4 protein-coding genes are annotated in these 10,270 nt (G+C 72.7%); 2 read left to right on the top strand and 2 right to left on the bottom strand.

Translation table 11 applies throughout. From position 1 onward, the window contains the following. Window positions 1–121: 121 nt before the first annotated feature. Together ACZ5XZ_RS30225 and ACZ5XZ_RS30220 are read right to left on the bottom strand one after the other, a co-directional pair. On the bottom strand, window positions 122–1,291 hold the full coding sequence (locus ACZ5XZ_RS30225) for an FAD-dependent monooxygenase (protein WP_468983617.1): 1,170 nt from the start codon (window positions 1,289–1,291) through the stop codon (window positions 122–124). A gap of 4 nt (window positions 1,292–1,295) precedes the next feature. Further along, on the bottom strand, window positions 1,296–8,495 hold the full coding sequence (locus ACZ5XZ_RS30220) for an amino acid adenylation domain-containing protein (protein ID WP_468983615.1): 7,200 nt from the start codon (window positions 8,493–8,495) through the stop codon (window positions 1,296–1,298). 48 nt (window positions 8,496–8,543) lie between these two features. Here ACZ5XZ_RS30220 and ACZ5XZ_RS30215 point away from each other — a divergent pair, with 48 nt between their 5' ends. Both ACZ5XZ_RS30215 and ACZ5XZ_RS30210 read left to right on the top strand, forming a co-directional pair. Continuing rightward, window positions 8,544–8,894, top strand: a complete 351-nt coding sequence (locus ACZ5XZ_RS30215) for a hypothetical protein (RefSeq protein WP_468983612.1) — start codon at window positions 8,544–8,546, stop codon at window positions 8,892–8,894. A 52-nt stretch (window positions 8,895–8,946) separates the two neighbouring features. After that, a complete protein-coding gene (locus ACZ5XZ_RS30210) occupies window positions 8,947–9,903 on the top strand; it encodes a Ppx/GppA family phosphatase (protein WP_468983610.1) in 957 nt (318 codons plus the stop codon). The last annotated feature ends 367 nt before the right edge of the window (window positions 9,904–10,270 follow it).

The following is a 10,270-nucleotide window of genomic DNA, read 5'->3' as shown; positions in this document are numbered from 1 at the left end:
CTTTTCTCTTCTTCCCCCCCCTGCCCCCCCCCCCCCCCCCCCCCCCACCCCAACCACCCCCCCCCCCCCCCCCCCCCCCCGTCCCCCCCCCCGGTGCCGTCGCACGATGCGGTCCGGTCGGCTAGACGCCGGGGAAGGTCATGGCCTCCTCGTTCCGGCGGGCGAGTTCCTCGCGGGAGGTCAGCCGGAAGTAGTCGTCACGGGCCTGCCGTTCGGCGGGGGTGGCCGCCTGTTCGATGTCGCTCAGCGAGCGGGAGGCGTCGACCATCATCCGGGTGCGGTCGCGCCGCCGGTCCTCGTACCTGCGCAGGGCGCCCGGCAGGTCCGCGGCGGCACCCGGCTCGGCGAGGGTGTGCGCCAGGACGACGGCGTCCTCGATGGCCATGCACGATCCCTGCCCCAGCGTGGTCAGCATGGGGTGGGCCGCGTCGCCGAGCAGGGTGACCCGGCCCGCTCCCCACCGCTCCAGGAAGGCGCGGTCGCGGGAGGGCAAGGCGAGGATGTCCTCGCGCGGGGTGGCATCGATCACCGCCCGGACCTCCTCGGCCCAGTCCGCGTAGGCCAGGGTGATGTCGTCCTTGGTGCCGTTCCAGTCGTGGGACTCGGAGGCGGGCATCTCCTTCGTGCCCCACCAGTAGTAGCGGCCGTGGCCGATGTCGATGAGGCCGAAACGCTGTCCGCTGCCCCAGTAGTGGTGCACGGCGCCCGGGGCCATGACGGGGTGCTGGAAGGGGACGATGCCCAGCCAGCAGACGTAACCGCTGTCCTGGGAGGCCTCCCCCGGTCCCACGAGTTGCCGGCGGACGGCCGAGTGGAAGCCGTCGGCGCCGATGAGAAGGTCGCCGCGTACCTCGCGCCCGTCGTCCAGCCGGACCGTGACGCCGGTGTCGTCGGAGTCGAAGCCGGTGACCGCCGCGCCGAGGTGGATCGGGTCCGCCACCTGGTCGAGCAGGGCTTCCTGCAGGTCCGAGCGGCTCAGGCAGACGCTGGGCTCGCCCACCTTGTCGCAGGCCTCCTTGAACGGCAGATCCCTGATGAGCTCGCCGCGGTGGTCCAGGATGGTGAACGACTCGACGATCCGGCCGCGCTTGGCGAGTCCGAGGTCGATGTCGAGGGTGGCGAGCGCGGCGATGGCGTTGCTCATCACCGACAGTCCGGATCCGGCGGCGCGCAGCTCGCCGGCCCGTTCGAACACCTCCACGTCGAGGCCGGCTCGCCGCAGCGCGACGGCGCAGGTGAGGCCGCCTATGCCGGCTCCGGCGACGAGGGCCTTCACACGGTTGTGGGACATCTGGTCAGTTCTCCTCACGGGCTGCGGACCGGTCGGTCCGGATCAGGTCGGCGACGGTCTTCGCCACGTGTTCCACGTACGGCTCCTCCATGATCGTCAGGTGGTCGCCGGGGACGCTGACGACGTTGATGGGGCCGTCGGTCATCGTGCTCCAGCCGTTGCGGGCGTCCTGGTGGCGGGTCCGGGCGGCGCCGTGCATCTCGGCGAGGACGTCCGGCAGCGGCTCCATGGCGCGGATCAGGGTGGGCTCCAGGTGCTCGTCGCGGGGCCGGTAGTCCAGGGCCGCCTGCCAGTTCGCCTGGTAGACGTGGAAGAGGCGGCGGATGACGGCGCCCGAGCTGCCGGCCGGCAGCACACCGGCCTCGCCGGCGAGCCGGGCGATGAAGTCGAACTTCTCCTCGACGGTGGTCAGTTCCGCCGGGATCGCCTCCACCGGTGAGCCGCCGCCGCGCTCCAGCCACAGCAGTTCCCAGAAGAACCAGCCCAGCAGGGCGTCGTCGTCGTGCTGCGTACGGGGCCCCGGGCTCAGCGCGGTGGTGTCCAGCAGGACCAGCTGGTTGATCTCCTCCCCCGCCGCGCGCAGCCGGCGGGCGATCTCGAAGGCCACGAAGCCGCCGAAGGACCAGCCGCCGATGTTGTACGGGCCGTGCGGCTGCACCTTGCGCAGTGCGGTGACATAGCTGGCGGCGAGCTCCTGGACGCTGAGCAGCGGCGTGGTGCCAGGGTCCGCGCCCGCCGCCTGGAGTGCGTACAGCGGCTGGTCGGCCGGGAGATGGCGGGCGAAGCGGACGTAGCACAGCACGTTGCCGCCCATGGGGTGGACCATGAACAGCGGCGGGCGGCTGCCGTTCGGGCGGATCGGCACCAGGGGGTCGAAGGCGGCGACCGCGTCACCGTTGCGGAGCCGGGCGGCGAGTCCGGCCACGGTCGGCGCCGCGATGAACTCGGACAGGGCGATGGTCACCCCGTAGCGCTGCTCGATCTGCACCACCAGCCGCATCGCGGTCAGCGAGGTGCCGCCCAGGTCGAACAGGCCGGTGTGGATGCCGACCGACGGCAGGTGCAGCAGGTCCGCCATCATCTCGGCGAGCGCGCGTTCGTAGTCGTCGCGGGGGGCGACCTCGTCGGGACCGGCGGCCGTGGTCAGCGGTGCCTTGCGCAGCGCGGCGTCGTCCCGTTTGCCGCTGGGCGTCAGCGGCAGCCGCGGGGTCCACTGCAGATGCGAGGGCACCATGTGCTCGGGCAGCGTGGACTGCAGCCGCTCCCGGATGCCGGGCAGGTCCTCCTCGGCGCCGTCGCCGACGAGGAACGCCGCGAGGAAGGTGTCGCCGTTCTCGCGCTGACGTGCCACGACCGCGGCGTCACGCAGCTGCGGGTAGTGCTCGGCGAGGGCGGTGAGGGCCAGTTCCACCTCGGCGGGCTCGACGCGGAAGCCGCGGACCTTGACCTGCGCGTCGGCGCGTCCCGCGTAGACCACGGCGCCGCCGGACAGCACCAGGCCGAGGTCGCCGGTGTGGTAGAGGACCTGCCCCTCGCCGGCGAACGGGTGCGGGACGAAGCGCTCCTTGGTCAGGTCGGGGCGGCCTTCGTAGCCGTGGGCCAGGCAGGCGCCGCCGAGGTAGACCTCACCGCGCGCACCGGCGGGAACCGGGCGCAGGCGGTCGTCCAGGACGTGCACCTCGGCACCGTCGATGGGGTACCCGATGGGCGGCAGCGCCGGGAACGCGGCCGGGTCCCCGGCCATGGTGAAGGCGGTGGCGACATGGGTCTCGGTCGGCCCGTACTGGTTCTCCAACACGGCGCCCGGGAGTGCGGCGCACAGCCGGCGGATCTCTCCGGTCACCCGCAGCTGCTCGCCGGACGAGATCAGCACCCGCAGGGCGCGCGGGGTGATGCCCAACGCGTCTGCGGTCTCGGCGAGTTGCTGGAGCGCCACATAGGGAAGGAAGACCCGCTCGATGCGCTCGGTGTCGATCCGGCGCAGCAGTGCGGGCATGTCGCGCCGCTCGCCGTCGCTCACCAGGTGCAGCGCACCGCCCGAGCACAGGGTGGAGAAGATCTCCTGGAAGGAGACGTCGAAGCTCAGCGGGGCGTACTGGAGCGTCGCGCCGCCGGCGGCCGAACTGGGGGCCTGTATCTGCCAGTCCACCAGGGCGGCCAGCGAGCGGTGCGGCATCGCGACGCCCTTGGGCCGGCCCGTGGAGCCGGAGGTGAACAGCACATACGCGGTGTGGTCCGGCGTGAGGTCCCGGCCCGGGGCGGCATCCGCCGGCTCGCCCTCGGACTCCGGGGACGGCTCGGTCACCGATTCGGCGGGCAGTACCAGTGCGGGGTCGCCCGCGAGGTGGGCGTAGGGGGCGTGGGCGATGACGCGGAACGGCTCGGCCTGCTCCAGCATCGCGGCCAGTCGGTGCGCGGGGTAGCCGACGTCGAGCGGCAGCACCGCGCAGCCGGCCCGCATGACGCCCAGGATCACGGCGATCGTCTGCGGCGACCGGTCCATGGCGATGCCGATCCGGGCCTCGCGCGGGGCGCCCAGTGCGCGCAGCCGGCCGGCCACGTGCCCGGCGGCTTCGGCGAGCCGCTGGTAGCTCCACCGCTCCTCGCCCACGGCCAGGGCGGTCGCCTGCGGGGTGCGCGCGGCCTGGTCGGCGAAGCGGGTCACGACGGTGGGCGCGGTGGTGGGCCGGGCGAGGGCCGCGGGCCGGGCGAGAAAGGCGAAGTCGGGTTCGGCGTACGGCTCTTCCACCAGCTGCCGAAGGATCTTCAGATACCCGTCGGCGAAGAGGTCGGCCTGGTCGGCGGAGAACGTGCCGCCGTCGCAGTCGATGCGCAGCCACACCCGCCCGCCGTCCGGTTCGGTGACCGCGTTGACCAGGAGGCGGAAGTTGGTCTCCTCCCAGGTCCGGAAGTCCCGCAGGCGCAGGCCCGGCAGGTGGAGGATCTCGGCGAGCTGGTGGAAGTGGACGTAGTTGAAGGCGGTGTCCAGGACCGGGCCGCCGTGGTCCTCCTGGATGGCGCTGAGCGGGTACCGGCGGTGGTCGTGACCGTCCTGCTCCTGCCGGAAGGCCTCGCGCACCACGTCGAGCCAGCTGTCGTGGTCCGCGTCGAGGCGCAGCGGCACGGTGTTGAGGAAGAGGCCGGCGATCCGCTCCGCGTGCGCCAGTTCGGGCCGCCCGTGGGTGACCAGTCCGGTGGTGATGTCGCGGGTGCCGGCGAGCATCGCCAGCGTCAGGCAGTGCGCGGCGAAGAGCACGGACTTGACCGGCACGGTGTGCTCGGCCGCGAAGTGCCGCACCCGCGCCGTGAGCGCGTCGGGCAGCTCGACCCGGCGCGCGGAGGGCTCGGCGCCCTCGCCGCCCGTCAGGTGCGGGCCGAACGCCTCGATCTGCAGGGGCTCGCTGCCGGCCAGCTTCTGCCGCCAGTAGCGCCGGGTCTCCTCCGAGCGCAGGGCCTCCTGCTCGTCGCGTACGTGGGCGGCGGGTGAGGGCAGTCGGGGGGTGTCGACGGGGCCGGTGCCCAGGCCGAGGCCGTGCGCGTAGTCCTGGAGGAGTTCGCCGACGAGGGTGGCCACGCTGCCGCCGTCGAGGAGCGCGTGGTGGAAGCTGAGGACCAGGTCGACGGATTCGGGCCGGACATGGGCCCGGAAGAGGTACAGCGGCGCCCGGTCGAAGACATAGGGGTGCCGGCGGCGTTCCTCGATGTGCCGGCGGATCTCGGCGTCGGCGGCGCCGGGTTCGAGGGAGCGCAGGTCCGCGACGTCCAGGCCGCCGTGCGCCTCGGGGTGGACGACCTGGAGCGGCTCGGAGCAGCCCGCCAGGGCGAAGGCGGAGCGCAGCGCCGGGTGCCGCGCCACCAGCCGCTGGAACGCCGCGCGGAACGCGTCCTCGTCCCAGGGGAGTTCGAGGGTGTACTGGAAGACGTCCTTGTAGGTGGCGGAGGTCTCGTGGCGGCGGCTGTGGTAGAGCAGGCCGAGCTGGAGCCGGGTCAGCGGGAAGGCGTCCTCGGCGCCTTCGAGGCCGGCCCGGTCCACGTGCGAGACGAGGGCGAAGGGTGCGGGGGCGGCGTCGCCCCGGTGCCCGGTGGCGTCGCCCGTCTTGGCGGCCAGTTGCGCGACCGTCGGGTTGCGGACGAGGTCGGTGAGCGAGAAGCGCAGGCCCTCGGCCTCGGCCGCGGCACGCACCTTGAGCATCAGGATCGAGTCGCCGCCGAGCGCGAAGTAGTCGTCGTGCACCCCGACGGTCTCCCGGCCCAGTACCTCGGCCCAGATCCGGGCCAGCGCGGCCTCGACGGGGGTACGGGCCGTCTCGCGCGCCGCGGGGTCCCCGGGGTGCGGGCCGTCTTCAGGCGCGGGCAGTGCCCGGCGGTCGGCCTTGCCGTTGGGCGTGAGCGGAACGGCGTCGATCGGCAGGAAGTAGGCCGGGACCATGAAGCCGGGCAGGGTGCGGGCGAGTTGCTCGCGCAGCCGGACCGGGTCGTGCGCGGTGTCGGCGACGTAGTAGCCGACCAGGTGTGTGCCGCGGGCGGTGGTGCGGTCCACGACGAGGGCGTCGCGGATGCCGGGGACCGAGCCGAGGGCGGCCGCCACCTCGCCCAGCTCCACGCGGTTGCCGCGGATCTTGACCTGGCCGTCCATCCGTCCGAGGTACTCCAGGGTGCCGTCCGCCAGCCACCGCGCGAGGTCGCCGGTGCGGTACATGCGGCCCTCCGGCACGAACGGGTCGCGCAGGAACTTCTCGGCGGTCAGTTCGGGGCGGTCCAGATAGCCCCGGGCCACGCCGACGCCGCCGATGCACAGCTCACCGGCGACCCCCGCCGGCTGTGGCCGGCCGTCGGTGTCCAGCACGTACAGCTGGGTGTTGTCGATCGGCCGGCCGATGGGCACCCGGGTGACGGGCCGGGCGGGATCGGATGGGCAGTCGTGGTACGAGACGTCCACGGTCGCCTCGGTCGGGCCGTAGAGGTTCGCCAGCCGCGCGGGATGGTCCGGGCCGAAGACGCGCTGGAACTGCTCGACGCGGGCGGGCGGCAGGGCCTCACCGCTGCAGAAGACCTGGCGCAGGGAACGGGCGCCCGCGCGAGCCTCGGGCGATTCCTGCAAGAGGTCGAGGAAGGGGCCGAGCATCGAGGGGACGAAGTGTGCGACGCTGACCCGCTGTTCACGGATGGTGCGCAGGATCTCGCGCGGGTCCTGCTGGCCGCCGGGCGGCAGCAGCGCCACGCTCGCGCCCTCGATCGCCCACCAGAACAGCTCCCACACGGAGACGTCGAAGGAGACCGGCGTCTTCTGCAGCAGGACGTCGTGCTCGCCGAGCGGGTAGCGGCGCTGCATCCACGCGAGCCGGTTGACGACGCTGTGGTGTTCCACCATCACGCCCTTGGGGCGGCCGGTCGAACCGGAGGTGTAGATGACGTAGGCCAGGTCGCGGGAGGTGGCGACCGGTTCCAGCGGGGCGCCGCTGCCCTGCAGCAGGTCGTCGACGCGCCGTACGGTCATCCCCTCGGCGGCCTCGGTGACGGGGCTGTCGCCGTCGACGATCACGACCTTGGCTCGGCTGTCCGCCAGCAGGAACGCCACGCGTTCGGCAGGGTAGCCGCGGTCCACGGGCACATAGGCGCCACCGGACTTCAGGACGCCGAGGAGGGCGGCCAGAAGCTTGGGCCCCCGCTCCAGCATGAGGGCGACCCGGTCGTCGGGGCCGACGCCCTCGGCCCGCAGGGCGCGTGCGACCTGGTTGGCCCGCTCGTCGAGTTCGGCGTAGGTCAGGGTCTCCCCCGCGGCCCCGATGACGGCGGTCTGCCGGGGGCGCCGGGCGGCCTGCGCCTCGAACAGCGCGTGGAGGGTGGCGTGGTGGGCGTAGGGCACCCGCGGGCCGTGGCTGCGTACGGCGGTGAGGTCGTCGTACTCGGCGGGCGCCAGCATTCCGACGTCGGACAGCGGACGGTCCAGGTCGGTCAGGCCCTGTGCGACGAGCGTCTTGAGGTGACCGGCGACCGAGGTGATCGGGAGGTCCTCGTCGAAGACGTCGCAGGCGTACTCCAGGTCGATGTGGAGGTCGGCGGTGTCGTCGAAGGCGGAGACGACGACGCTGAGCGCGTCCTGCTCGTGCGAGGGGGCCATCATGGCCGTCTGGCGGTCGACGCCGGGTATCTGGTCCGGGCGCGGCCAGCGCATATAGGAGATCTGCACGTCGAAGAGCCGGCGCGGGCCCTCGGCGGACGTGGGCAGCTCGCGCAGTACGTCGCCGAGCGAGAGGCGTTCGTGGCGCTGCAGGTCGCGGGTCGCGCGCTGGGTCTCGGTGACCACCTCCCGCACGGTCCGGCCGCCGTGTGCGGCGACCCGCAGCGGCAGGGTGTTGGCGAAGTGGCCGGGCACCGCCCGGTGCCGCTCGTCGGGCCGGTTGAGGAAGGGGATGCCGAGGACGGCCTCCGCGCTGCGGTGCACCCGCGTCAGATAGCTGCCGAACATGGCGGCCAGGTAGGTGAACGGTGAGAAGCCGGCGGCGCGGATCCGCTCGACGAGCGCGCCTTCGATCACGAAGGAGTGCCGGGAGCGCTCGCCGGTGCGTCCGGAACGGGTGAACAGCGCGGGCTCCACGCCGGCCAGGGCCTCGCGGTGGAAGGCCCGGTCGCGGTCGGCTTCGGCGCCGGCCCGGTAGGCGGCCTCCTCCTCGACGAAGGCGAGGTAGGTGGACGGGGCGGGGCCGGCGTCCTCGCGGCCGCCGGTCACCCGCGCGTAGTCCTCCAGGATTTCCCGGCTCAGCAGGTTGACCGCCCAGCCGTCGGCGACGATGTGGTGCGCCTTGATGTGCAGGTGGGTGACGGTCGGGCTCTGCAGGAGCAGGGTCGCCTCGACCATCGGCCGGTCGATGAGCGGCAGGGCGCGGGACAGCGATCGCCGCATCCACGCGTCGCACGCCGCGGCCGGTTCGCGCTCTTGCGTCAGGTCGAGCCGCTCGACCCGGACGCCTTCGGGCGCGGCCCACTGATGGGGCGTGCCGGCGTTTTCGCCGAAGCGCAGCCGGAAACTCTCGTGGCGGGATAATGCGCGCTCAACACAGCCGACAAGAACTTCGTGGTCCACGTCACCTTGTAGTCGCTCATGGAGTACACAATTGAACTGGGGTGATTCCGGTTCCTGGCGACCAGCGACCCAGATGTCCCGCTGATATGCCGTCAGCGATATCGGTGATTGTTCTTTCATGCGTCCTTGCCCTCTCCCACGGGCCGCATTGGCAGCCGAGTACCCAACATGATCATCATCATGCATCCCCGCATGTCCGATCCCGTCGGGCGCATCGGGGGGAGAGGAAAAGGAAAGACACAAACCCGCCAATTACCGCGGGCACTACCCGGCGCACTTACCAGATCCGGAATTGCTTCGGCCGGCTCGTCGATCGCGGCCTGGAAATGCTTCTTCGCGCCGCGATCGCATCGCGCGCAAAGTTGTCCGAAAACAGCACTGGCCAAGAACCCGCAGACCTGCAGGTTGCTTGCGGCCCGCCTGCGATTTACCTGCGAGCTGCCGTGGGCGCGCTTTATCGATATTCAGTGCGGCTCATCAATATCCGGCGCCATGGGCACATGCGGGCACAATGAGTGACATCATTATTACGGAGCGGGGTCAAAGCGGGGATTTCCGGAAAGGCGGCTGGATGCGGCAGGCGGGTGTGCTGGACGTCGGGTGCCACAGTGCGCTGCTCACCGTGGTGCGGTGGCGAACGGGGGCGGTGCTGGAACCGGTCTTCTCCCACAAGGTGCGGCTCAGACTCCACGAGACCCTCGACCGGAAGGGGCGGCTGGGCAAGGCCGGGGTCAAAAGCGTGCAGCGCGCGGTGGCCGAGGCGACCACCGCGCACCCGCATCTGCGCCTGCCGGAGGTGTTCGCGTTCGCCACCTCCGTCATCCGGGACGCCCCGAACCGCGAGGAGGTCATCGCGCGGGTGGCCCGCACGACCGGCACCTGGCTGCGGGTGCTGCCCGGCGAGGAGGAGGCACGGCTGGCCTATGTGGCGGCCCGCCAGTGGACCCACTGCGCAGTGGGCCCCTTGCTGGTCCTGGACATCGGCGGCGGCACCGTCGAGATCGCCTCGGGAACGGACGCCCAGCCCCGTATGGTCCGCTCGCTGCCGCTGGGCGCCCGCCGGATCACCCGGGACTTGCTGCCCGGCGGGATCGCCTCCTCCGGGCGGCGGCTGGCCGAGGTCCGCCGGCATCTGCGGCACTGCCTGAGTCTGGAGCCCGGGGTGCCGCGGGCGGCGCCAGGGGAGCGCGTGCTCGCCTGCTCGAAGACCTTCGAGCAGCTCGCACGGTTCGCCGGCGCCGCACGCGGCGAACCGCCGCGAACGGGGCGGCAGCTGACCCTGTCCCAGCTGCGCGGAGCGACCCGCCTGCTGGCCGAGGTCGCCCCGGACCGGCGCGGCACCCTGCCCGGCATCTCCCGGCACCGCGCCGAGCAGTCCCTGGCGGGTGCACTGATCGCCGAGAGCCTCATGGAGGCGTGCGGGGTGTCGAGCGTCGAGATCTGCCCCTGGTCCACGCGGGAGGGGCTGCTGCTCGAACGCCTCGGTGTGCCCGAGGACGCGTCCCGGCACGCCCGGCCCCCCGGGTGATCCGCGGGTCGGCAGCCGGTGGAGCGGGGCCGGGTCAGGGCCGGGCCCGGGCGATGTGTGACAGCTCCCGGTCGTCGACGTGGGGGATCAGGATGGGGCGGCCGGTCCGTACGCAGCGGGTGACCAGCCGGTCGGGTCCGTAGCCGGCGAAGTGGCCCGGAGGGTCGGCGGCGCGGACCGCCTCGGTGGGGTAGGCGGCCTTGACGGTGGCGATCCCGAGAGCGTAGAAGTCCCCCGGTCGTCCAGCAGCCGCATGTTGCGGAACTCCACCAGCGCAGCCCGCTCGGCTGCGCCGCCACAGGAGTCGGCTGGTCGCCCTGGGCCGAACGGGTCGGCGGCGGTCATCGCCGGACCTCCCCGTGGCGAG

Source organism: Streptomyces sp. NPDC033270 (genome assembly GCF_055576575.1).
Note: the sequence above shows the minus strand (reverse complement) of the source record. Positions and strands in the feature narration are given on the sequence as shown.